21 protein-coding genes and 1 tRNA gene are annotated in these 22,127 nt (G+C 58.2%); 14 read left to right on the forward strand and 8 right to left on the reverse strand.

Features of this window, described 5'->3' with window-relative positions:
• Positions 1–5: 5 nt before the first annotated feature.
• Positions 6–1,643, reverse strand: a complete 1,638-nt coding sequence (locus J5J10_RS17605) for an MFS transporter (RefSeq protein ID WP_211930860.1) — start codon at positions 1,641–1,643, stop codon at positions 6–8.
• A 232-nt stretch (positions 1,644–1,875) separates the two neighbouring features.
• Between J5J10_RS17605 and rimP the strand changes: the two genes are divergently transcribed.
• From rimP to J5J10_RS17660, 11 genes are all read left to right on the forward strand, one after another.
• Positions 1,876–2,457: a ribosome maturation factor RimP gene (gene rimP, locus J5J10_RS17610; RefSeq protein ID WP_208552975.1), complete on the forward strand. Its 582-nt coding sequence runs from the start codon at positions 1,876–1,878 to the stop codon at positions 2,455–2,457.
• A 51-nt stretch (positions 2,458–2,508) separates the two neighbouring features.
• Positions 2,509–4,104 carry a transcription termination factor NusA gene (gene nusA / locus J5J10_RS17615; RefSeq protein WP_208548020.1) on the forward strand — a complete coding sequence of 532 codons (1,596 nt, stop codon included), beginning with the start codon at positions 2,509–2,511 and terminating at the stop codon, positions 4,102–4,104.
• On the forward strand, positions 4,104–4,790 hold the full coding sequence (locus tag J5J10_RS17620; RefSeq protein WP_208548021.1) for an RNA-binding protein: 687 nt from the start codon (positions 4,104–4,106) through the stop codon (positions 4,788–4,790). The genes nusA and J5J10_RS17620 overlap by 1 nt, the downstream gene beginning before the upstream one ends.
• Before the next feature lie 100 nt (positions 4,791–4,890).
• On the forward strand, positions 4,891–7,527 hold the full coding sequence (gene infB, locus J5J10_RS17625) for a translation initiation factor IF-2 (RefSeq protein ID WP_211930861.1): 2,637 nt from the start codon (positions 4,891–4,893) through the stop codon (positions 7,525–7,527).
• A 5-nt stretch (positions 7,528–7,532) separates the two neighbouring features.
• On the forward strand, positions 7,533–8,147 hold the full coding sequence (locus tag J5J10_RS22710; protein ID WP_211930862.1) for a YcxB family protein: 615 nt from the start codon (positions 7,533–7,535) through the stop codon (positions 8,145–8,147).
• Between the two features lie 95 nt (positions 8,148–8,242).
• Entirely contained in the window at positions 8,243–8,647 is a 405-nt protein-coding gene (rbfA, locus tag J5J10_RS17635; RefSeq protein WP_211930863.1) for a 30S ribosome-binding factor RbfA, read from the forward strand.
• A 13-nt stretch (positions 8,648–8,660) separates the two neighbouring features.
• A complete protein-coding gene (gene truB, locus J5J10_RS17640) occupies positions 8,661–9,590 on the forward strand; it encodes a tRNA pseudouridine(55) synthase TruB (protein ID WP_211930864.1) in 930 nt (309 codons plus the stop codon).
• Between the two features lie 149 nt (positions 9,591–9,739).
• A complete protein-coding gene (gene rpsO / locus J5J10_RS17645) occupies positions 9,740–10,009 on the forward strand; it encodes a 30S ribosomal protein S15 (protein ID WP_208548025.1) in 270 nt (89 codons plus the stop codon).
• A 301-nt stretch (positions 10,010–10,310) separates the two neighbouring features.
• Entirely contained in the window at positions 10,311–12,455 is a 2,145-nt protein-coding gene (gene pnp / locus J5J10_RS17650; RefSeq protein ID WP_211930865.1) for a polyribonucleotide nucleotidyltransferase, read from the forward strand.
• 72 nt (positions 12,456–12,527) lie between these two features.
• Positions 12,528–13,544, forward strand: a complete 1,017-nt coding sequence (locus J5J10_RS17655) for a class I SAM-dependent methyltransferase (RefSeq protein ID WP_211930866.1) — start codon at positions 12,528–12,530, stop codon at positions 13,542–13,544.
• A 93-nt stretch (positions 13,545–13,637) separates the two neighbouring features.
• Complete coding sequence (locus J5J10_RS17660; protein ID WP_349252081.1) at positions 13,638–14,672, forward strand: AraC family transcriptional regulator ligand-binding domain-containing protein; 1,035 nt, start codon at positions 13,638–13,640, stop codon at positions 14,670–14,672.
• Between the two features lie 512 nt (positions 14,673–15,184).
• Here the strand turns inward: J5J10_RS17660 and fabI are convergent.
• The 3 genes from fabI to fabA are packed head-to-tail and all read right to left on the reverse strand — an operon-like array spanning position 15,185 to position 17,774.
• Positions 15,185–15,991: an enoyl-ACP reductase FabI gene (fabI, locus tag J5J10_RS17670; protein ID WP_211930868.1), complete on the reverse strand. Its 807-nt coding sequence runs from the start codon at positions 15,989–15,991 to the stop codon at positions 15,185–15,187.
• A gap of 4 nt (positions 15,992–15,995) precedes the next feature.
• Positions 15,996–17,219, reverse strand: coding sequence for a beta-ketoacyl-ACP synthase I (gene fabB / locus J5J10_RS17675; protein WP_211930869.1), 1,224 nt, complete (start codon positions 17,217–17,219; stop codon positions 15,996–15,998).
• Positions 17,220–17,258: 39 nt separating this feature from the next.
• A complete protein-coding gene (gene fabA / locus J5J10_RS17680) occupies positions 17,259–17,774 on the reverse strand; it encodes a 3-hydroxyacyl-[acyl-carrier-protein] dehydratase FabA (protein WP_211930870.1) in 516 nt (171 codons plus the stop codon).
• A gap of 302 nt (positions 17,775–18,076) precedes the next feature.
• On the opposite strand from fabA, the gene irrA reads away from it, so the two are divergent.
• Entirely contained in the window at positions 18,077–18,496 is a 420-nt protein-coding gene (gene irrA, locus J5J10_RS17685) for an iron response transcriptional regulator IrrA (RefSeq protein ID WP_208548032.1), read from the forward strand.
• Positions 18,497–18,509: 13 nt separating this feature from the next.
• On the opposite strand, the gene J5J10_RS17690 is transcribed toward irrA, so the two are convergent.
• Positions 18,510–19,145: a trimeric intracellular cation channel family protein gene (locus tag J5J10_RS17690; protein ID WP_211930871.1), complete on the reverse strand. Its 636-nt coding sequence runs from the start codon at positions 19,143–19,145 to the stop codon at positions 18,510–18,512.
• A 102-nt stretch (positions 19,146–19,247) separates the two neighbouring features.
• Between J5J10_RS17690 and J5J10_RS17695 the strand changes: the two genes are divergently transcribed.
• Positions 19,248–19,706 carry a hypothetical protein gene (locus J5J10_RS17695; RefSeq protein WP_211931287.1) on the forward strand — a complete coding sequence of 153 codons (459 nt, stop codon included), beginning with the start codon at positions 19,248–19,250 and terminating at the stop codon, positions 19,704–19,706.
• Positions 19,707–19,710: 4 nt separating this feature from the next.
• Here the strand turns inward: J5J10_RS17695 and J5J10_RS17700 are convergent, their stop codons facing one another.
• The 3 genes from J5J10_RS17700 to J5J10_RS17710 all read right to left on the reverse strand — a co-directional run bounded on the left by J5J10_RS17700 (position 19,711) and on the right by J5J10_RS17710 (position 21,208).
• Positions 19,711–20,505, reverse strand: a complete 795-nt coding sequence (locus tag J5J10_RS17700) for a YdcF family protein (protein WP_211930872.1) — start codon at positions 20,503–20,505, stop codon at positions 19,711–19,713.
• A gap of 91 nt (positions 20,506–20,596) precedes the next feature.
• Positions 20,597–20,672, reverse strand: a tRNA-Ala gene (locus J5J10_RS17705).
• Between the two features lie 149 nt (positions 20,673–20,821).
• Entirely contained in the window at positions 20,822–21,208 is a 387-nt protein-coding gene (locus tag J5J10_RS17710; RefSeq protein WP_208548035.1) for a TIGR02300 family protein, read from the reverse strand.
• Between the two features lie 258 nt (positions 21,209–21,466).
• Here J5J10_RS17710 and cmk point away from each other — a divergent pair, with 258 nt between their 5' ends.
• The gene (cmk, locus tag J5J10_RS17715; protein WP_211930873.1) at positions 21,467–22,093 is read left to right on the forward strand and encodes a (d)CMP kinase; all 627 of its coding nucleotides are present in this window, start codon (positions 21,467–21,469) and stop codon (positions 22,091–22,093) included.
• The last annotated feature ends 34 nt before the right edge of the window (positions 22,094–22,127 follow it).

Below are 22,127 nucleotides of genomic sequence, written 5' to 3' on the forward strand. Positions count from 1 at the left end.
GCCGTTCAATGTGGCTCGATATGCTGGTGGAAGACGTCGTCGGATGGCGAGATTGCCTGCCGTTCGATCATCCGGTGCACGCGGGGCCTTGATGCGCCGCGATGCAAGGCCAGTAGCTGGTCGGCGTTTTCGGCATCTTGCTGAGTCCGCCGCTGGTTGTGTCGGACATAGTCCACCCAGGTAGGCGTGTGGTATGTCTCGATCCAGAGATGAGGATTTTCGAGATCTCGCATCAGTGTCCAGTTTCGCGCACCGTCGCGGATACGAATCCGCCTTCGTTCGATCATAAGGCTGAGAAACACGTTGAGATCGGAGTCGTCGATTTCATAGTCAATCTGAATAACGATAGGACCACTCCGGGGTCTGATGTCGAGTGCGAGCGGTGGTTCGTTGAAACGGTTCAGCGGGTTGAGGTCCAGCGAAGCCATCGCCGGCATTGGAAGGCGAAACCCTATAGCAAGCCCGACCAGCATCAGCAGGCTAGAGGCGTGAAGCGCATTGGCGGGGCTGTAGCTTTCGGCAAACATCCCCCACATCCAGCTTCCCGCCGCCATTCCACCGAAGGTGGCTGTCTGGTAGAGCGAAAGGGCTCGTCCAACGACCCATCTGGGGGTCGATAACTGGACAACAGTGTTGAACAGCGACAGCGCCAGAACCCAGCACGCTCCGGCGATCATCAGCGCCAGGCTGCTGACCAAAGTACTCGAGCTCGCACCGATGACAGCCGCCGCAAGCGCAAAACCGGCGAACGAGACGCGGACGATATCCTCGCTGGACAGAAGTTCCCTCAGCCTCGCGCTGGAGACGGCGCCGCCGATCGCGCCTGCGCCGAAAGCGCCGAGCATTAAACCGTAGGTCAACGGACCACCGTCAACGAGGTCGCGCGCCACGATCGGCAGGAGCGCCACGATCGCGCTTGCGGTGAGGCCGAACATAAAGCCGCGAAACAACACTTTTCCAAGGTTCGGCGACATCGAAACATAGCGCAGGCCCGCCGCAATCGCGCTTCCGAGGCGTTCCCTGGGTAGGGTCGACCGGCCGGAGTCTGGCTTCCAGCGCCACAGCGCGTACATAAGCGCAAAATAGCTGAGGCTGTTGGCGGCAAAGGCCGCCGCCGCGCCTGCCGTTGCAACAATCACGCCACCGATGGCCGGGCCGACACTGCGCGTGATGTTGAAACCCATTGAGTTGAGGGATACCGCAGCCGGCAAGTCGTCCCGGCCAACCATGTCTCCGACGGAGGCCTGCCAGGATGGATTGTTGAGAGCTACGCCACAGCCGATCATGAAGGTAAAGGCGAGAAGCCCCCATGGGCCGATGAGATCGAGATACGCAAAGGTCGTCAACAGCGCCGAGACTACAAACATGAAAATCTGGGCCGACAGCATGACACGGCGTCGATCAAAACTGTCCGCGATTGCTCCGGAAGCAAGCGAAAACAGCATGATCGGCAGCGTGGTGGAGGCTTGCACAAGTGCCACCATGTTTTCCGAAGTGGAGATGGACGCCATCATCCAAGCTGCCCCAACGCCCTGGATGAGCCCACCGAGATTCGACGCGATGCTCGCAAACCAGATGCTGCGAAATGTGCTGTTTCCAAGCGGAGAAAGGATTGATTTTCTGGTTGCCACCGGGGTGTCCATTGGCTCGTTACGTCTAAAGTGGTATCATTAGCACTGCGGAGATTTGATGGTCCCTAGCGATCGATATTCTGCGGACCGAAAGGCCGAAGCTTGCAATCCCGCCGGGCGGTATGTATATAGGGCTAAATTCTTGATCGACAGATGAAGAGTGGGCCCGAAAGGACCCGCTCTTTTTTGTTGGCGATCGATCCATGCGGCAGGCTGCCGGGGAGTATGACGATTGTCGGATGCAATGCCACTGGTTAACGAACCAAGACTGGTTGTCGAAACGGGTCTCGACCGGCGTATCGCCGAAATAATAGAGCCGGTTATGACGGCAATGGGATTCTTGCTCGTGCGCGTCCGCCTTATGAACCAGAATGGCCTCACCCTTCAGATCATGGCGGAACGCGCGAACGGCACGATGACGGTGGAGGACTGCGAGGAACTGTCGATGGCTGTTTCTCCTGTTCTAGACGTGGAGGATCCAGTCGATAAAGCCTATCACCTCGAAGTGTCTTCGCCGGGCATAGACAGGCCAATGGTGAGAAAGTCCGACTTCAGCCGTTGGCAGGGTCATATCGTGAAATGCGAGACGTCTATTCTGATCGATAGTCGCAAGCGGTTTCGCGGCAAGATTCTCAATGTTGCTGATGACGGGTTTACCATCGAGCGCGATCAGGTAGCGTATGGTGAGCAGCCATCCGTTGACATTCCGTTCAGCGCTCTCGCTGAGGCGAAATTGATTCTGACGGACGACCTTATCCGTGAGGCTCTCAGAGCCGACAAGCTGGCGCGCGAGAGCGCGGCAAACCAGAACGACGAATCCGAATAACAGGCATCAAGGGCCGCCGGAATTCTGGCAGGCAGATGGAGACAAAAGACAATGGCAGTCAGTGCAAACCGACTCGAACTTTTGCAGATCGCAGACGCGGTCGCCCGGGAAAAGGTGATCGACCGCGAGATCGTTCTCGCGGCGATGGCCGATGCAATTCAAAAGGCTGCGCGGTCGAGATACGGCAGCGAAACGAACATTCGCGCCGATATCAATTCGAAGACCGGTGAAATCCGGCTGCAACGACTACTTGAGGTCGTCGAGAAGGTTGAGGATTACTCGACCCAGATCGCCATTGAGCTGGCTCGTGACCGGAATGTTGATGCGAAGATTGGCGACTTCATCGCCGACCCTCTGCCGCCGATGGACTTCGGCCGCATTGCCGCGCAGTCTGCCAAGCAGGTTATCGTCCAAAAGGTTCGCGAAGCCGAGCGTGACCGCCAGTTCGACGAGTTCAAGGATCGCATTGGCGAGATCGTCAATGGTACGGTCAAACGCGTTGAATACGGCAATGTCATCGTCGATCTCGGCCGTGGTGAAGGTATTATCCGTCGTGACGAGATGATTCCGCGCGAAGCTTTCCGCTACGGCGACCGCGTGCGCGCCTTCGTTTACGACGTGCGGCGCGAACAGCGCGGCCCGCAGATCTTTCTATCCCGTACTCACCCGCAGTTCATGGTGAAGCTCTTCACCATGGAGGTTCCGGAAATCTACGACGGGATCATTCAGATCAAGTCCGTTGCCCGCGATCCGGGCTCGCGTGCGAAGATCGCGGTAATCTCGAACGACTCGTCGATCGATCCCGTGGGAGCCTGCGTTGGTATGCGCGGCTCGCGCGTCCAGGCTGTCGTCGGTGAACTCCAGGGAGAAAAGATTGACATCATCCCCTGGAGCCAGGATCCGGCATCTTTTATCGTGAACGCCCTGCAGCCGGCCGAAGTGTCGAAGGTCGTTCTGGACGAAGATGCGGAACGTATCGAGGTAGTTGTTCCCGACGAACAGCTGTCGCTCGCAATTGGTCGTCGTGGCCAGAACGTTCGCCTCGCGTCCCAGCTCACGGGCTGGGATATCGACATCATGACCGAGCAGGAAGAGTCCGAGCGGCGCCAGAAGGAGTTCAATGAGCGCACCAACCTCTTCATGGACGCGCTTGATGTCGATGAAATGGTCGGCCAGGTTCTGGCATCCGAAGGTTTCGCTCAGGTGGAAGAACTGGCCTATGTGGATCTCGACGAGATTGCGTCTATCGACGGCTTCGACGAAGACACCGCAAATGAGATCCAGACCCGCGCTCGCGAATACCTCGAGAAGATCGAGGGCGAGATGGATGCAAAGCGCAAGGAACTCGGCGTATCAGACGAGCTGCGCGGAATTGATGGCATGACCTCGCAGATGATGGTTGCTCTCGGCGAGGACGGCATCAAGACGATCGAGGACTTTGCAGGCTGTGCCGCCGACGACCTAGTTGGTTGGACGGAACGCAAGAACGGAGAGACCAAGAAGTATGAGGGGCTGTTCTCCAAGTTTGATGTTTCGCGCGCCGAAGCTGAGAATATGATCGTGCAGGCCCGTCTGGCGGCCGGCTGGATCACCGAGGAAGATCTCGCAGAACCGGCGGCTCAAGACGGCGAAGAGCAGGAAGGCTGATGGTCGCTCGATCTGAGCGACCCTCGAACAAGCCGGAGGATGGCGAGGTGTCTGAAGCCAACGAGCGGACGTGTATTGTCACGCGCGAAGCGGGGACACCTGAGACGCTCATCCGCTTCGTTGCCGATCCCGGCGGACGGGTTGTCCCGGATATCAAGAGGGAGCTGCCGGGACGCGGCTGTTGGGTCACGGCACGTCGTGACCTGGTAGACAAAGCCGTCTCACGCAAGGCTTTTGCGCGTGCGTTGAAGGCTGATGTTGTCGCCGATGCGGAACTGGGTTTGATGGTCGACCGACTGCTGAGCAGTCAGTTGGCCGGAATGATGAACCTCGCCCGAAAGGCGGGGCAGTTCGTGACAGGCTCCGCCAAGGTGGAACTCGCTGTTCGGACAGGAGAGGCAATTGCTGTCTTTCACTCCACGGAAGCGGCAGCCGATGGGGTCCGAAAAATAAACCAGGCCCGCAAGGCCTGGCATCTGGGGATGGAGACTGAGGCGGAAATCCCGTCCTACAGTCTGCTGTCGGGGGACGAAATGGACGCTCTTTTGGGCGAGAACGCGTTTATCCATGCCGCAGCGCTTGCAGGGCAGGCGGGTGAGGGTGTAGTGAAACGCGCAAACCTGCTTGAGCGTTACCGCGGTGGCGAGCCGGGCATGCGGCGCGTTGCTGGAGCGACGAGACTATGACGCGGTCACCGGCCAAGGCCGGCTTCTGCGGAATGCGACAGGAATTGTACGATCGGTGATGACGGTTCAATCCGTTCCCGATCTGAAGGAACGGAACGGAATGACCGATAACAAAGACGACAAGACAATCAGCGTAACGGGAAAGAAGACCCTCACCCTCAAGCCATCGGGCGTGAGCCAGGGCACCGTGCGCCAGGATATGGGTCGCGGTCGTACCAAGGCAGTTGTGGTTGAAACCCGCAAGCGTCGCCTTAATCGTCCGGAAGATGAAAAGCCGATTACTCCGATTGCGCCGAAGCCGCCTGAGGCTGCGCCGACGCAGACTGCGGCTCCGCGTCCGCAGCCTGCGACTCCGGCCCCGCGAGTTCACCAGCCAAGCCCGCCGCAGCAACCGACCCAGCACCAAAGACCGCGGGTCAACGTGCTGCATGACCTGTCGGCAGGGGAGATGGAAGCGCGCCGGCGTGCTCTCCAGGAAGCGCAGGCTCGTGACGTAGAAGAGGCAAAACTTCGGGCGCAAGAAGAAGCGCGTCGTCAGGCCGAAGAGGAACAGGCACGTATCGCCCGGGCGGAGGAAGCCAAGCGCGAGGCAGAAGCGGTCCGCGAGGCCGCACCCGCCGTGGCTGAGGCCCAGGCTGCGGCTCCGTCTGTCGCTCAACCGCGGTCGGCTGAGACTGTCAGGCCTGCGGCACCTTCTGCCCCTGCTCTTCCCGTTCGCGGCCGCAAGGTCGGTGACGAGGAAGAAGACGATCGTGGCTCGCCCCGTGGTGGGCCGGGTCGTGGTCGCGTGGCGGCTCCGGCCCCAGCAAAGGTCCCTGCTCGTCCGCGAACCGACGATGAACGCAGGCGCGGCAAGTTGACGATCACGACGGTCGGCGATGACGAGGAGGGCAGCGCACGCGGCCGGTCGCTTTCCGCGATGCGCCGCCGCCAGGAGAAGTTCCGCCGCAGCCAGATGCAGGAACCGCGCGAGAAGGTCATGCGCGAAGTGATCCTGCCCGAAACAATCACCATTCAGGAGTTGTCGCAGCGCATGTCGGAGCGTGCGGTTGACGTCATCAAGTACCTGATGAAAGAAGGCCAGATGATGAAGCCGGGTGACGTCATAGACGCCGACCTTGCGGAGATCATCGCCACCGAATTCGGCCACACTGTAAAACGCGTGTCTGAATCGGATGTTGAAGAAGGTATCTTCAACGTGGCCGACGAAGAGGGTGAACTGCAGTCGCGTCCGCCGGTGGTGACCATCATGGGCCACGTCGACCATGGCAAGACCTCCTTGTTGGATGCAATACGCGAAGCGAATGTCGTTGCTGGTGAGGCCGGTGGCATTACCCAGCACATCGGCGCGTATCAGGTCGAACAGAACGGCCAGAAGATCACCTTTATCGACACCCCCGGCCATGCCGCGTTTACCGCGATGCGTGCTCGTGGCGCCCAGGCAACGGACATCGCCATTCTTGTGGTCGCGGCGGACGACAGCGTCATGCCGCAGACGATCGAATCGATCAACCATGCCAAGGCGGCAGGTGTGCCGATCATCGTGGCGATCAACAAGGTCGACAAGCCGACTGCCAATCCGCAGAAGGTCCGTACCGAGCTTCTGCAGCATGAGGTGTTTGTCGAATCCATGGGCGGTGAGGTTCTTGATGTCGAGGTGTCGGCGAAGAATAAGACCAACCTCGACAAGCTGCTGGAAGCGATCCTTCTGCAGGCGGAAATTCTGGACCTGAAGGCAAATCCGAACCGGACCGCCGAGGGCACTGTTATTGAAGCCGAGCTTGATCGCGGTCGCGGTGCGGTTGCCACCGTTCTCGTACAGAAGGGAACGTTGAAGCCCGGCCAGATCATCGTCGCTGGCGAGCAGTGGGGTCGTGTGCGCGCGCTTGTGAACGACAAGGGCGAGCACGTGAAGGAAGCCGGACCGGCCATGCCGGTCGAGGTCCTCGGCCTGTCGGGCACGCCGCATGCCGGTGATAAGTTTGCTGTCGTCGAAAACGAAAGCCGTGCACGGGAAATTTCCGAGTACCGTCAGCGTCTGGCCCGCGACAAGGCGGCGGCGCGTCAGTCCGGTTCCCGTGGCTCGCTTGAGCAGATGATGAACCAGCTGCAGACCTCTGGCGTGAAGGAATTCCCGCTGGTGATCAAGGGCGACGTTCAGGGTTCGATTGAAGCAATTGCCGGTGCTCTGGACAAGCTGGGTACCGACGAGGTTCGTGCCCGTATTGTGCACTCCGCAGTCGGTGGTGTTACGGAATCGGATATCTCGCTGGCGGAAGCGTCCGGTGCGGCTATCATCGGCTTCAACGTTCGTGCCAATTCACAGGCCCGCTCCCTAGCCGAACGCGAAGGCATCGAAATCCGTTACTACAACATCATCTACGACCTGGTGGATGATGTGAAGGCGGCGATGTCGGGTTTGCTGTCGCCGGAACGTCGCGAGACCTTCCTCGGCAATGCCGAAATTCTCGAGGTGTTCAACATCACCAAGGTCGGCAAGGTTGCAGGTTGCCGCGTTGTCGAGGGGAAAGTCGAGCGTGGTGCTGGCGTGCGCCTTGTGCGCGACAACGTCGTCATCCACGAAGGCAAGCTCAAAACGCTCAAGCGCTTCAAGGACGAGGTCTCGGAAGTGCCGGTCGGCCAGGAGTGTGGTATGGCCTTCGAAAACTACGAAGACATCCGCGCGGGCGACACGATCGAGTGCTTCCGTGTCGAACACGTCACGCGTACGCTCTGATATTCGTGACTAAAGTAGTGCCAAATACTCTGCCAGAGCCGTCCGCCTCCAAGGTGGGCGGCTCTTGGTTTATTTCAGATCGTTGGACCGCAACCGACATCGACGCCGCAGCTCGCATCGCAAGCTCATCACTTCAGTCGAAGCATATTTTAGCCACAGCCACACGTAGCTTTTTCGTCCTTTCGGGTGTTGTGCTCTACAGTATCATTGTAGGTGTCTTGGCATTTCTTCTTAGCAGTGCCGCTACTGCCTTCATGCCTGCAGATTGGTTTGACACCTTGGACCCGTATCTGCGCGTTACGGCTTTTGTGTTCGCGTTCGTCGCCTTAAACGTTGTCTTCATTTTGGGTTTTGGCTACCGAAGTAAGAGACATGAAGTCTACGCTCTGCATCAGGTTGTCAACGACGATGGAATTCGCAGCTCGATACGTGGCTTTCATTGCGAATTTGAATGGGCGACCACCACCAAAATTGTCGAGAATGGTGCCTATATCTTGTTGTTCCACGAAGGTGGCCGATACTACATTGCGGTTCCCAGCAGAGGCTTCAACAATCAAGACCGCCGCGAGTTTCTCACATATTGCCGTGATCACATTTCTTCAACGCGCTCTTCAAGTTGACGCCTCCTCTTGACCTCTGGGTCAAGAAGAGGCAATCAGCGGCACTTACCGGGTTCGATCCCCATCTGCCTTCTTAAGGCAACTGAGAAACGATTATGAGCAAAGCAACAAGTTCCGCGCCTTCGCAGCGCATGCTGCGCGTCGGCGAGCAGGTGCGCGCTGCCATCACCCAGGTCTTGCAGCGCGGCGAAGTCCGCGACGACGTGATCGAGAAGACGGTGATATCGATCTCCGAAGTCCGCATGTCGCCCGACCTGAAGATCGCGACCGCCTATGTGACGCCGCTCGGCGTCAAGGACCATGACAGCGTGATCGCCGCGCTGAACAAGAACGCCAAGTTCATCCGCGGGCGGCTGGGTAATCAGCTGCGCCAGATGAAATACATGCCGGAAGTGCGGTTTCGAGATGACACGAGCTTCGACAACTATCAGAAGATCGATGCACTGCTACGCTCGCCAGAGGTTCAGCGTGACCTCGGCTCCGACGAAGATCAAGACTGAGAAAAGACCTTAGATGTCCAAACCCCGCAAGCCGAAGGGCCGCCCGATCTCGGGCTGGCTCATTCTCGACAAGCCGGTCGATTTCGGCTCGACTGAAGCCGTGGGTAAGATCAAGTGGCTGTTCAATGCCCAGAAAGCCGGTCACGCCGGCACGCTTGATCCGCTCGCGTCGGGCATGTTGCCGATCGCACTCGGCGATGCGACCAAAACCGTTCCCTATGTGATGGATGGACGGAAAATCTACGAATTCACTGTGACCTGGGGCGAAGAACGCTCGACGGATGATCTGGAGGGCGAAGTCACGCAGTACTCGGATCGGCGGCCGACTGAAGAGGCGCTCCGCGCGATTCTACCGAGCTATGTCGGCACCATCAGCCAGATCCCGCCGCAATTCTCGGCCATCAAGATCGCCGGCGAGAGGGCCTATGACCTTGCGCGAGAGGGTGAGACGGTGGAGATCCCGTCGCGGGAGGTTGAGATTTATCGACTGACGCTCCTGCGATGCGAGCCTGACCGGGCGCACTTCGAGGTCGAATGCGGCAAGGGCACCTATGTGCGCTCGCTTGCGCGCGACTTCGGTCGCGAGCTCGGCTGCTATGGCCACATCTCTTCGTTGCGCCGAACTTTGGTCGCGCCCTTTGCCGAGGACATGATGGTGCCGCTTTCCGAGCTTTTGGCGCTGGAAGCCGTCGAGGATCGGGAAGAACGGCTTGCAGCTCTCGATGCTTTCCTTGTCGATACGGCTGAAGCCTTGTCTGCCCTGCCGCAGCTCCGGATCACTGAAGATCAGGCGCATCGGCTGAAGATGGGCAACCCGATCATCCTTCGCGGACGTGATGCGCCGGTCGCCGAACCGGAAGCAGTTGCTCTTGCGAGCGGCAAGCTCATCGCTATCGGCGAGATAGCTGGCGGAGAATTCCATCCAAGGCGGGTGTTCGGCTGAACCCATCCGTCGCCCGCTCTTTCCTTTCTTGAAAGAAAGGAGTATAGGCGGCGGCAGCTGGCACTTCGGGTGCCCGCGTTCACGGCCAATGCTGGACGACATCCCGGCTTTTGGCGTCCCTGTTTCCCGTAATCCAGAAAGGATTTCCGATGTCGATTACTGCCGAGCGCAAGTCTGCCTTGATCAAGGAATATGCAACGAAGGAAGGCGACACTGGATCGCCGGAAGTTCAGGTTGCAATTCTGACCGAGCGCATCAACAATCTCACCGAGCATTTCAAGGGCCACAAGAAGGACAATCACTCCCGACGTGGTCTTCTCACTCTCGTATCGAGCCGTCGTTCCCTTCTCGACTATCTCAAGAAGAAGAACGAAGCCCGCTATGCCGAGTTGATTGCGCGTCTGGGCATTCGCCGCTAAAAGTTTCGGCGGGTCCCGCGTGGGACCCGCCGATTTTCGTCGGACACTTATGATCCGATGACACGTCGGTGGTATGCCGACGGCCGAAATGGTGGTCCGGATGGGCCGGAGCCGCCAGAAAACAACCGATGACCTGTCATGGGGCAGGATTGTTGGACGCTTCCGCATCCTCAAGGATGCATAGGCGGCAGACGCCGCGCCAGAAGCATCCCACTGTCTTGCCCGTGATGCGTCAGCACATTGCAGACCGACCCAGCCTGCCCCATCGGCAGGAGGAACGTCCGCATATGAAGGACAAGATATGTTTGATACGCACAGCGTCGAAATCGAGTGGGCAGGCCGCCCGCTGAAGCTCGAAACCGGCAAGATCGCCCGTCAGGCTGATGGTGCCGTTCTGGCCACCTACGGCGAGACCGTGGTTCTCGCCACCGTCGTTTCGGCCAAGGCGCCGAAGCCGGGTCAGGACTTCTTCCCGCTCACCGTCAACTACCAGGAAAAGACCTATGCCGCCGGCAAGATCCCGGGTGGCTACTTCAAGCGCGAGGGACGTCCGTCGGAAAACGAAACGCTGGTTTCGCGCCTGATCGACCGTCCGATCCGCCCGCTGTTCCCGGAAGGCTACAAGAACGACACGCAGGTCGTCGTCACCGTCATCCAGCATGACCTCGAGAACAACCCCGACATCCTGTCGGTGGTTGCAACCTCGGCCGCGCTCACGCTTTCTGGCGTTCCGTTCATGGGCCCGGTCGGTGGCGCCCGCGTCGGCTACATCAACGGCGAATACGTGCTGAACCCGCATCTCGACGAGATGGACGAGTCGGTCCTCGACCTCGTCGTTGCCGGCACGCAGGACGCCGTTCTGATGGTTGAGTCCGAAGCCAAGGAGCTCAACGAAGACATCATGCTCGGCGCCGTCATGTTCGGCCACAAGGGCTTCCAGCCGGTCATCGACGCGATCATCAAGCTCGCCGAAGTGGCTGCCAAGGAGCCGCGCGAATTCGAACCGGAAGATCATTCCGCTCTCGAAGCCGAAATGCTCTCGATCGCCGAAACCGAACTGCGCGCAGCCTACAAGATCACCCAGAAGGCTGATCGTTACGCCGCTGTCGACGCCGTCAAGGCCAAGGTGAAGGCACACTTCTTCCCTGAAGGCGAAGAGCCGAAGTACACCAACGAAGTCGTTGGTGCCGTCTTCAAGCACCTGCAGGCGAAGATCGTTCGCTGGAACATCCTCGACACCAAGAGCCGCATCGACGGCCGTGACCTGTCGACGGTTCGCCCGATCGTATCGGAAGTCGGCATCCTGCCGCGTACGCACGGTTCGGCCCTCTTCACCCGCGGCGAGACCCAGGCGATCGTGGTCGCCACGCTCGGCACCGGCGAAGACGAGCAGTATGTCGACAGCCTGACCGGCATGTACAAGGAACGCTTCCTGCTGCACTACAACTTCCCGCCCTACTCGGTCGGTGAAACGGGCCGCATGGGTTCTCCGGGTCGTCGCGAAATCGGTCACGGCAAGCTCGCCTGGCGCGCCATCCGTCCGATGTTGCCGTCGGCTGAACAGTTCCCCTACACGCTGCGCGTCGTCTCCGAGATCACCGAGTCGAACGGCTCGTCCTCGATGGCGACCGTTTGCGGCACCTCGCTCGCTCTCATGGACGCCGGCGTTCCGCTGGCCAAGCCGGTTGCCGGTATCGCCATGGGCCTGATCCTCGAAGGCGAACGCTACGCTGTTCTCTCCGACATCCTGGGTGACGAAGACCACCTAGGCGACATGGACTTCAAGGTTGCCGGTACCGCCGATGGCATCACCTCGCTGCAGATGGACATCAAGATCGCCGGTATCACCGAAGAGATCATGAAGGTCGCGCTTGCCCAGGCCCAGGGCGGCCGCAAGCACATCCTCGGCGAAATGGCGAACGCGCTGTCGGAAAGCCGTGGCCAGTTGGGCGAATTCGCTCCGCGTATCGAAGTGATGAACATTCCGGTCGACAAGATCCGTGAAGTCATCGGTTCGGGCGGCAAGGTCATCCGCGAAATCGTCGAAAAGACCGGTGCAAAAATCAACATCGAAGACGACGGCACCGTCAAGATCGCCTCGTCTTCTGGCAAGGAAATCGAAGCGGCACGCAAGTGGATCCACTCGATTGTTGCTGAGCCGGAAGTCGGCGCGATCTACGAAGGCACGGTCGTCAAGACCGCGGACTTCGGCGCTTTCGTTAACTTCTTCGGTGCCCGTGATGGCCTCGTCCATATCTCGCAGCTTGCGTCCGAGCGCGTTGCAAAGACCCAGGACGTCGTCAAGGAAGGCGACAAGGTCTGGGTCAAGCTTATGGGCTTCGACGAGCGCGGCAAGGTTCGCCTGTCCATGAAGGTCGTCGACCAGACAACGGGTCAGGAAATCGTTGCCGAGAAGAAGAAAGACGAAGGCGAAGCCGCCGAATAAGGCGGGCTTTATTCGTAATTCGGGGCGCGGGAGAAATTCCGCGCCTTTTTCGTTATCCAAAGAGCTGTCGCCATGTCACGTGAAACGCTGAAGACCCTTTTTCATCCCTTTTTAACCGACGTCTTGCCGATGCCGGGCAAGGGAAAGCGCTATCTTTTCCTCGGCGCGGAGGCTGGCGAAGCTCGGCCCGCAGAGTTCGAGGCGGACATCGACTGCATTCAATCGCAGCGGGCGCAATTCTTGAAACTGCAATCCACCGGCGCAACGGTCCGACCCGACATCGCCGGCAGTGATTATGACGGTGCCTTGATATTGGCTGGTCGCCACCGTGCCGAGAACGAGAACTTCGTTGCGGAGGCTATGCATCGAGTGAAGCCTGATGGATGGGTCGTGATAGCCGGTAGCAAGGAAGACGGGATCCAGTCCCTCAGGAAGCGGCTGCACGGCTTGGGACTTCAACCTGAGCATATGCCGAAGTTCCATGGTGTTGCCGTCTGGGTCAAAGTGCCGTCAGATCCGCAGCCGGTTGCTGAGGCGCTGAGCGCGCGCGAAGTTTTGGTGGAGGGGCGATTTCACACCGCTCCGGGCATGTTTTCCCACGAGCGGATTGACGAGGGATCGGAAATGCTCGCCTCTCGGCTACCCACCGACTTCGATGGCAATGCCGCCGACTTCGGCGCCGCCTGGGGGTATCTGTCGGCGATGCTTGCCGCGCGTGCCCCGCGGACCGCTAGCATTGATCTTTTCGAGGCGGACTACGCTGCGTTGGAAGCGGCAAAGCAAAACATGAGCGAAGGCTATCCCGCAATGCTGGCGCGCTTTCACTGGCACGACCTGGTTGGTGAGCCGGTAAAGTCGAAGTTCGATCTCATCATGATGAACCCACCGTTCCATCAGGGCCGAGCCGCAGAGCCGGGGCTCGGACAAGCCTTCATTCGGACTGCGGCGGCGAGCCTCAGGCCAGGTGGATCTTTGATGCTTGTCGCTAATCGTGGGCTTCCCTATGAAGCGGTTTTGGCCGAGAACTTTAAGAGCCATGGTGAAACCTGCAGGAACGCGAGGTTTAAGCTTCTGTGGGGCAAGCGTTAGCATCGAGCGCTAGCTTCAATGTGACGTCGCACTCGACAATGAACGGCCCCAGGCTTAACCTACGGCGCCAGCTGGTTAACTCTGGGCGCCATCGTGTCAAATTTGACGAAAAGTCTGACGGATGAGATCACCAGCGTCGCGGGTATTGCCTCGGCGGTGTCAGCCCATGCGATGTCATATGGTATTGATATTGCGCCCATCTGCAGGGCACTCGACATTGATCCCGCACTGTTTCAGAGCCTGACGGAACGTATCAGCCTCGACCGCTTGTGCAGGTTGCTTGAGGCCTGTTCCGTATTGTCCAACGACGAGGCATTTGGGCTGCGTTGTGCCGAAAAGTTTGTGGCCGGCTCCACCGGGCCGTTTGGCTATGGTCTCATGGCCGCCCCGACGGTGAACCATTTCCTGCATTTCCTGGAAGATCACGTACAGTATGCGACGCATACCAGCTTTTTTAAACTGGCCTTAGGAGAGAAGTTTGTCGAGCTGGCTTGGACATTCGCTCCGGTGATTGTCAAGAGAGATCAGTATGTTGATATGTCTGTAGCCCTTGTCATGCAGCGGCTCCGTGACATCGTCGCAGGCAAGTGGGAGACGGTCGAGATGGATTTGGAGCGCCCTCGGCCGCGTAACCTCCAAATTTTTAAAGAGCTTCTGGCAAGGCGGATAAATTTCGGCGCTAAGATCAACAAGATTCGTGTACCGACAGAGCTGCTGTCTCTGCGCAACCCGCGCGGAGACGAGAAACTGTTCAATCTCATGGACATACAGTGCCGGTCTATGAGACCGACGGAATCTGTCGGAAGCGATAGCTTCGTTGATCAGGTCCGCAACTACATGATGCTGCGGATCGCAGATCCTGCGATTTCCCTCAGAGACATAGCTCCATACTTCGGTATATCGGAGAGGACGTTCCAGCGACGCCTGTCGGAGCATGATACGAATCTAAATGACATTCGCGATCAGGTGAGGCGAGACCTTAGCCTGCGCCTGCTGACTGACAGCGAGCTTCCAATATCGGAAATATGCTATCGGCTCGGATATTCCGCTCCCAGTGCCTTCACTCGTTCTGTAACACGTTGGTTTGGAACGACACCTAAGGCCATGCGCGAAAGGCGGGCTGGCTGATCGACGCTACCGGCCGCGATGTGAAGTTTTTGGCGTAAGACGTGAATTGCTCATTCAGCCGTTGGGTGTATATAGCCCGCCAAGTTGACGACGCGAGAAAGCGTCGGCGTTTCCCTTCACACATCAATACGACGCACGGCCGGCATACGGCTCGTTGCGTCATGCGGCAATGAGAATGCAGGAATCACACCTTTCGCATCACGTCCAACGTCTCTCGCTTACGGATATTGAGGTTGAGTGTCTTTATCAGGTGGCGGAAGGGCGAAGGATCGATGATATCGGGGCCTCCCTCACTCAGGACAGGATGACTGCGGAGCGGCATTTGGCAAATGCACAGCACAAGCTAGGCGCACGCAACCTATTGCACGCGGTAAGCTTGGCTCTCGGCCTCGGGATTTTTGACGGCAAAAACGGATAGACCGGGGCCGGAGGGCTTTTGCTCGTCCTGGCGGACCATGCCCCGGTTGATCGCCTGACGCAGCATGAGGTTGCGTCAGGCTTCTTCTCTCAGGCTACTCGGTATCAGCCTTGCGGAGTTTGTCCAGCGTCGGCAGGGATGTGATGCTGTAGCCCGCGTCGACGTAGTGCACTTCGCCTGTTACGCCTCGCGACAGATCAGACAATAGATAAAGCGCAGAACCCCCGAGATCCTCGATCGTCGGGGTGCGCCGCAGCGGAGCATTCTGCTGGTTCCACGTGTAGATTGCCCGCGCATCCGATATGCCGGCCCCAGCCAGTGTTCGTACAGGCCCTGCGGAGATGGAATTGACGCGAATGTCACGTGGACCGTAATCCGCTGCGAGATAGCGCACGGAGGCTTCAAGAGCTGCCTTCGCCACACCCATGACGTTGTAGTTGGGGATTACCCGCTGTGAGCCGTTGTAGGTCAAAGTCAACATTGACCCTCCGGCATTCATAAGACCTGCGGCTCGTTTAGCCACCTCGGTGAACGAGAAGCATGAGATCACCATGGTGCGCGAGAAGTTTTCCCGCGTCGTGTCGGCATAGAGACCCTTCAACTCGTTCTTATCGGAAAAGCCAATCGCGTGAACCAGGAAGTCGAGGCTGCCCCAGCGCTCTCCCATTTCTGCAAACACCGCGTCGACGGAGCCAATGTCCTCCACATCACATGGCACGACAAAATTCGAGCCCAGTTCGGCAGCGAGCGGTTTGACCCTCTTTCCAAGAGCCTCTCCCTGATAGGTGAAGCACATCTCGGCGCCTTGTGCAGCAAGTGTCTTGGCAATGCCCCAGGCGATGGAGTGGTTGTTGGCGACACCCATGATGAGGCCGCGTTTTCCTTGCATGAAACCGGTCATGAAGTCACCCGTTGAAGCGCTGGAACACCAAGGTGGCGTTGGTGCCACCGAAACCGAACGAATTCGAAAGAACCGTATCGATTTTGGCGTTGTCTATACGCTGCCGCACGATCGGCACGCCGTCGAACTCGGGGTCGAGTTCGTTGATATGCGCGCTTTCGCCAATGAAGCGTTCCTGCATCATCAGCAGCCCATAGATGGACTCCTGCACTCCCGCTGCGCCCAGAGAATGTCCCGTCAGCGACTTGGTCGACTGTATATGCGGGATCTTGGTGCCAAATACCTCGCGGATTGCTCCAATCTCCTTGGAGTCACCGACCGGTGTCGATGTGCCATGAGTATTGATGTAGTCAACCTCGCCCTTCACTGTCGATAGCGCCTGCCGCATACAACGGATGGCACCTTCTCCCGACGGCGCGACCATATCGTAACCGTCAGAGGTTGCACCGTAGCCAACGATTTCGGCATATATCTTCGCGCCGCGCGCCTTCGCGTGTTCGAGTTCTTCCAGAACGAGAACACCCGCTCCACCCGCAATGACGAAGCCATCCCGGTTTGCGTCATAGGCGCGGGAGGCCGTTTCAGGTGTGTCATTGAACTTTGAGGACATGGCTCCCATGGCGTCGAACAAATTCGACATCGTCCAGTCGAGATCCTCGTGGCCGCCTGCGAACATCATGTCTTGCTTGCCCCATTGGATAAGTTCGGCCGCGTTGCCGATGCAATGGGCCGACGTCGAGCAAGCGGAAGAAATGGAGTAGTTGACACCATGGATCTTGAACCAGGTAGCAAGTGTCGCCGAAGCGGTTGAAGACATCGCTTTGGGCACTGCGAAGGGACCGATTCGCTTCGGGCTGTTGTTTTTGATGGTAATTTCGGCCGCTTCCACGACTTGTCGCGTCGACGGCCCACCGGAACCCATGACGATGCCGACGCGCTCTTTCTGCGCATAGTCGCCTTCTTCGAGGCCGGCATCGGCAATCGCCTGTTTCATCGCGACGTGGTTCCATGCGCCGCCCTGGGACAGGAAACGCATGGCGCGGCGGTCGACAAGATCGGTCGGATCGAGTGTCGGCCTTCCCCAAACCTGGCACCTGAAGCCGTGCTCGGCAAAGTCTTGCGAGAACGAAATGCCCGACTTCGCGCCACGCAACGAATTCGTCACTTCCGCGGCGTCGTTGCCGATGGAGGATACGATTCCAAGACCCGTTACAACTACCCGTCTCATTTCCTAGACCTTCTTTGTTTTCAAACGGACGAGCGCCGATCAGGCGGTCTTGTCCTTCGAGAGGCCGACGCGCAGATCGGTGGCCTGATAGATTGTTTCGCCATCGGCTTTAAGCCATCCGTCCGCGGTGCCCAGCACGAGGCGGCCACGCATGACACGCTTGAAGTCGATGCCATATTCCAGAAGCTTGGTGTCTGGTCGAACCATGCCCTTGAATTTGACTTCACCGGTGGAAAGCGCCATGCCGCGACCCGGCTCTCCGAGCCAGCCAAGGAAAAAGCCGGTCAGCTGCCACATTCCATCAAGGCCAAGGCAGCCGGGCATGATCGGGTTCCCCTGAAAATGACACGGGAAATACCAGTCGTCCGGACGCACGTCGTATTCGGCACGAATGTACCCCTTGTCGAATGCGCCACCCGTCTCCGATATGTCGGTGATCCGGTGCACCATCAACATCGGCGGTAGGGGCAACTGCGCGTTACCCGGGCCAAACAGCTCGCCGCGGCCGCAGGCAAGGATTTCTTCGTAGTTGAAGCTGGATTGTCTTGTCGTCATGGTGTTTCTTTTTCTCCTCCCGTCGGCCTTATGAACCCTCGGAGGTTTAGAGCAAGACCAGATCAATGAGAAGTGCAACCTTGGCTGCCGTGTCCTCGACCTCGGTCAGGCTTTGTATTTCAATTTGACCGCTGTCGCATACAGGATGAGGCCGCCTACGACCAGAGGCCAAACGGAAAAATCCCGCAAAACCGGCCCGTTCTTATCCCGACGGCGCGGGTCAAGTATTGAAAGGCGATCCATTCAAAGTTATATCCGTACACGACAGAGATCGGTGCAACGACCGAGCGGAGATCGTCCGTATGGATGAAATGGCGATGATCGACATTGAAAGCAAGTTGCGACATTCGGGTCTGCGCCCGACGCGTCAACGTGTAGCGCTTGCAACGCTGTTGTTCGCAAAGGGAGATCGCCATCTCACGGTCGAGGAACTGCACGAGGAAGCGACGACGGCAAATGTTCCCGTCTCCCTTGCCACTGTTTACAATACCCTTCATCAGTTCACCGAAGCGGGCCTAATTCGCGTGTTGGCAGTTGAGAGCGCGAAGACCTATTTCGATACGAACGTTTCGGACCACCATCATTTTTTTGTCGAAGGCCAAAACGAGGTTCTCGACATTCCGATTAGCAACATTGAAATCGGAAACCTTCCTGACCCGCCTGAGGGCATGGAAATAGCCCATGTTGATGTCATCATCCGGCTGCGGGCGAAGGCATCCTAGTCCCTAACCCAAATCACTTGGGTATCTCGTCTGGGTGTCTGCCGGGTCGCGAGCGGTACCTCGCGGTTGTCCATCCGAATTTTAGCGCACCGCCACGGATGGTGAAGGCCGTGAAAACGCCTGCGGCCGACGACAGGTGCAAGCCCAGCCCCAGCGCATCGCACGCAGTGAAGGCACTGGCACCTGCGAGGGCGGCGGTTACATAGATCTCCGGTCTGAGCAGCACCGATGGTTCCCCGGCGACGACATCTCGGAGAATTCCGCCGAATGTTGCAGTGAGGGTGCCGGTGACGATGGCGACTGTCGGAGAGCCGGTGGCAGCCAGGCCCTTTACTGCCCCTATTACGCAGTAGGCCGAAAGTCCGATGGCATCAAGCCAAAGCAACAGTCGATATCGCGATTCAAGGTGAGGCGCCGTAAAGAAGACGATAACGGCTACCGCTCCACATACCAGCAAGTAGTTAGGGTTCAGAACCCAAAAGACCGGAAGCGTTCCGAGCACCAGATCCCGCAAGGTTCCGCCGCCGATGCCTGTGATCGAACCCATGAAGATGAAGCCGATGAGGTCCAGTTGCTTCCGTGAGGCAGCGAGTGCTCCCGTGGCGGCAAAAACCGCAACACCGGCATAATCAAACAGCTCAAGAAGCATTTTTTGAACCTTTTGCAGCCAAACTTGAGGTGAGTAGCTTTCGTGTCACAAGGACGATTGGATATGCATACCGCATTGAGGCCGCCATCCGCAAAGGTGGGGATGCTTTCACTGGCGCTGGCTCTTCTCGTGGTGAGCGCTTCGCCCCCTCTGGCGCAGCAGCAACTGCTGAACGATCCCGAGATCTATGAGAAACAACACTTCGAGAAGCGTTGTGACATTGTTCAGTACGAAGGCGACTTCATCAGCCGTATCGACATCAACAACGATGGCATTATTGATGCGGTGGTCAATGAGGGTGCCGTTGTTTGCGATGGCGATCGAGGCCCTGACTGTAGCGAGGAAGGATGCCCTTACAATTTTTACCTCCAGGTCAAGGAGGGCGGATACTTCATGATCGCTACCGCGCAGATGTATGGATACGATTTCATCAAGCGCTTCGGCAACATGGTTTTCGTGCTGAAGATGCACCCGCGTTACTGCGAGCGTACCGACAGCGAGCCCTGTGAGATGACGGTGCGTGTCAGGGGGACGAAATTCCTCACTATCTCGAGAAAGTAGTCGTTCAGTCTGGTCTCGGCAGCAACTGATCGATATGACCCGACAGCCGGTAGGCGGCAAGCCCCAGCCACTCCCGAACGGCCGTGGACGTAAGCTGTGCATTTGCGGTCGGCTGGGTGAAATCAAGCCTCAGTGAGACCTTGCCGCTAGTTCGGTAATCGACAGGCCAAGGCACGACCTCAAGACCTGCTTTGCGAAAGAGGCCGACCGACCTAGGCATATGGAACGCGGAGGTGATCAGGAGGCATGGAGGGAGTGCAAGTTTCTCGACCATCTCCTTCGTGTTCTCAACGTTCTCGTGCGTTGTTCTGGATGAGGTTTCGCGGATCACGCGGGAAGCATCTATGCCCAATCCACGAAGGAACACAGCCGAAGCCTCGGCGTCGCCCATATAGGTGCCACTGAACGATCCATCGCCGCCCGAAACGACGATCCTTGCATCCGGAAATGCTGTGGCCAGACGTGCCATCTCCAGGAATCGGTCGGCCGCTTGTGTGAACTCGAGCCGGCCTCGCGCGGTCGAAACTTCCGTCTCCAGCGCACCTCCAAGGACGATCATGCAACTGACGTCTTCAGAACCTTCACTCGAACGCGGAAAAATACCTTCCAATGCCTGCAAGCCGAACGCGCCGGCCGTGGTGAAGAGGGTTACGAACAGGATGACGACAGCCGACGAGAGACATATCAGAGCGGACCGGCGAAATGTCAGCCATAGAAGAACGGTGCCGATGAACAGTAGCGCGAAGGCGACCGAAAGAGGCTGAATCGCAAGCCAGCTGATTTTCGATAGTAAGAACATGCGGGATGTTTGTCAGTGCAGCTCGATCAAATCAACTAGCTAGTCAGGCCCATCTCTGCACCGGACAAAAAACTGACTATGTTAGAAGATTTGGTGGAGCTAAGCGGGATCGAACCGCTGACCTCTTGCATGCCATGCAAGCGCTCTCCCAGCTGAGCTATAGCCCCATCAAGGGTCCGGCGATGCCGGTTCCGGGAACCTCCCGAACACCTTGCTCGACAGGTGGCGGCTTATTACTTCCGGTTTTCCGATAGCGCAAGCCCAAAAAAGCCGGTCCGAAAACTTTTGTGTGTCCGGACCGGAGATAGCGGGTGGGTTAGACTTCGTCCTCGTCACCCGAAACGCCGATGATGTCGCTCATGTCGTCGTCATCGTCGTCCTCGTCGGCTTCCAGGAAGGTGTCATCGTCATCATCGCCCAGATCGACATCATCATCGCCGATGTCTGGCAGGTCGTCGGAGCCACCATTCTCATCAGCGTCCTCGAGTGACACCAGTTCGACATCGGTGTTCTCGGTATCGACTTCCGCGACGTCCTCTTCCTCCGCCTTTTCCATAATGGCAGCGACCGAGCTCTCCTCAAAGAAGGATAGTGGCCACGACTTGCCGGTATAAGGAGATACGATCGGATCCTTGTTCAAATCGTAGAATTTCTTGCCGGTGTCGGGGCAAGTGCGTTTTGTTCCAAGTTCTGCCTTCGCCACTGTCAAAGCCTCATGAAGTCGTGAAGAATAAGGGCATGCGCCAAGAGCCCGGCGCGAGGCCGGCCAAACTGTAGTCGGTCCCCTTAATCGTTGCGTCCACATCTGTCAAAGGCAAACTGAAGGGGCAAGGCCAAACGTCAGATCCCACGCCTGAATACGATTCGACCAAGGACCCGTAGCCGCGTGCAAGGTGGGCACGCTTGGCAAGAACTGCTCTCGCGGTTATCAGAACTTGGAAGGAAAGCAACGAGGATTGGAATGATCATCGCAGTTGACGGCCCCGCGGCGGCTGGAAAGGGAACACTCTCTCGACGGATCGCTGAAACCTATGGCTTTCATCATCTGGACACGGGGTTGACATATAGGGCCACGGCGAAGGCGTTGCTCGACGCAGGCCTACCCCTGGATGATGAGCGCGTGGCGGCCGACGTTGCACTCCGGATTGATTTAGGCGGCCTTGATCGGGATGTACTGTCTGCACATGACATCGGAGAGGCCGCGTCGAAGATTGCTGTAATGCCGGCTGTACGCAGGGCGTTGGTGGAAGCTCAGCGTCAGTTCGCGAGCCGGGAGCCGGGTACGGTCCTCGATGGACGTGACATCGGCACGATCGTATGCCCGGATGCGAAAGTGAAGTTTTACGTGACGGCCTCACCAGAGATACGTGCACGACGCAGGTATGATGAGATCCTCGGCAAGGGCGGTGAGGCCGTTCTGGAGGATATCTTCGACGATGTCCGCAAACGCGACGAACGCGATATGGGCCGCGCCGACAGCCCACTCCGTCCCGCTGATGATGCTCACTTGCTAGATACCTCGGAAATGAGTATAGAGGCGGCGTTTATGGCTGCGCGCGGAATAATCGACGCGGCCATGATGAAATAGGGAAGACGAGGTCTTCGTCTCCAAAACCAGCCGA

This window comes from Ciceribacter sp. L1K23 (assembly GCF_018122705.1).
GTDB lineage: Bacteria > Pseudomonadota > Alphaproteobacteria > Rhizobiales > Rhizobiaceae > Allorhizobium.

Excerpts from the sequence above, each read along its gene's own strand:
- J5J10_RS17605 (WP_211930860.1), bottom strand. The coding sequence starts at position 1,643 with ATGGACACCCCGGTGGCAACCAGAAAATCAATCCTTTCTCCGCTTGGA.
- rimP (WP_208552975.1), top strand. The coding sequence starts at position 1,876 with ATGCCACTGGTTAACGAACCAAGACTGGTTGTCGAAACGGGTCTCGAC.
- nusA (WP_208548020.1), top strand. The coding sequence starts at position 2,509 with ATGGCAGTCAGTGCAAACCGACTCGAACTTTTGCAGATCGCAGACGCG.
- J5J10_RS17620 (WP_208548021.1), top strand. The coding sequence starts at position 4,104 with ATGGTCGCTCGATCTGAGCGACCCTCGAACAAGCCGGAGGATGGCGAG.
- infB (WP_211930861.1), top strand. The coding sequence starts at position 4,891 with ATGACCGATAACAAAGACGACAAGACAATCAGCGTAACGGGAAAGAAG.
- rbfA (WP_211930863.1), top strand. The coding sequence starts at position 8,243 with ATGAGCAAAGCAACAAGTTCCGCGCCTTCGCAGCGCATGCTGCGCGTC.
- truB (WP_211930864.1), top strand. The coding sequence starts at position 8,661 with ATGTCCAAACCCCGCAAGCCGAAGGGCCGCCCGATCTCGGGCTGGCTC.
- rpsO (WP_208548025.1), top strand. The coding sequence starts at position 9,740 with ATGTCGATTACTGCCGAGCGCAAGTCTGCCTTGATCAAGGAATATGCA.
- pnp (WP_211930865.1), top strand. The coding sequence starts at position 10,311 with ATGTTTGATACGCACAGCGTCGAAATCGAGTGGGCAGGCCGCCCGCTG.
- J5J10_RS17655 (WP_211930866.1), top strand. The coding sequence starts at position 12,528 with ATGTCACGTGAAACGCTGAAGACCCTTTTTCATCCCTTTTTAACCGAC.
- fabI (WP_211930868.1), bottom strand. The coding sequence starts at position 15,991 with ATGACCGGTTTCATGCAAGGAAAACGCGGCCTCATCATGGGTGTCGCC.
- fabB (WP_211930869.1), bottom strand. The coding sequence starts at position 17,219 with ATGAGACGGGTAGTTGTAACGGGTCTTGGAATCGTATCCTCCATCGGC.
- fabA (WP_211930870.1), bottom strand. The coding sequence starts at position 17,774 with ATGACGACAAGACAATCCAGCTTCAACTACGAAGAAATCCTTGCCTGC.
- irrA (WP_208548032.1), top strand. The coding sequence starts at position 18,077 with ATGGATGAAATGGCGATGATCGACATTGAAAGCAAGTTGCGACATTCG.
- J5J10_RS17690 (WP_211930871.1), bottom strand. The coding sequence starts at position 19,145 with ATGCTTCTTGAGCTGTTTGATTATGCCGGTGTTGCGGTTTTTGCCGCC.
- J5J10_RS17695 (WP_211931287.1), top strand. The coding sequence starts at position 19,248 with ATGCTTTCACTGGCGCTGGCTCTTCTCGTGGTGAGCGCTTCGCCCCCT.
- J5J10_RS17700 (WP_211930872.1), bottom strand. The coding sequence starts at position 20,505 with ATGTTCTTACTATCGAAAATCAGCTGGCTTGCGATTCAGCCTCTTTCG.
- cmk (WP_211930873.1), top strand. The coding sequence starts at position 21,467 with ATGATCATCGCAGTTGACGGCCCCGCGGCGGCTGGAAAGGGAACACTC.